The sequence below is a fragment of the Microbacterium karelineae genome (assembly GCF_009745985.1).
Lineage (GTDB): Bacteria > Actinomycetota > Actinomycetes > Actinomycetales > Microbacteriaceae > Microbacterium > Microbacterium karelineae.
This window is the reverse complement of the sequence record NZ_WFIX01000012.1, coordinates 1-361: the sequence shown is the minus strand read 5'-3', so window position 1 is coordinate 361 and position 361 is coordinate 1. Positions and strand designations below refer to the sequence as shown.

The 361-nt window shown below is 39.9% G+C and carries 1 protein-coding gene; it reads right to left on the bottom strand.

From position 1 onward, the window contains the following. Window positions 1-361: TonB-dependent receptor plug domain-containing protein (locus tag GB932_RS21725; RefSeq protein WP_156758776.1), on the bottom strand; the 361-nt coding region annotated here is incomplete at both ends.

Below are 361 nucleotides of genomic sequence, written 5' to 3'. Positions count from 1 at the left end.
AATGATAATTACTCCATTAGCAGCTCTGTTACCATAGATAGCCAATGCTGCAGCATCTTTCAATACATCATAGGTCAGAATATCATTAGAGTTAATATTGTTGATGTTATCAGTAAACATCCCATCAACTACATATAAAGGTGTTCTTCCCCCCAGTACTGTACCAAGTCCTCTGATCATCACTGTCGGAGTAGATCCTGGTGCATCGGAAGCTATTACCTGTACCCCGGCTGCTTTACCCTGAATGGCTTGTGATGCATTCAACACTTTAGTTTTAGTTACTTCTTCCGCACTGATAGAACTAATAGAAGTAGTGTTGTCTACTTTTTTACGGCTACCATATCCAATCATAACGACTTCG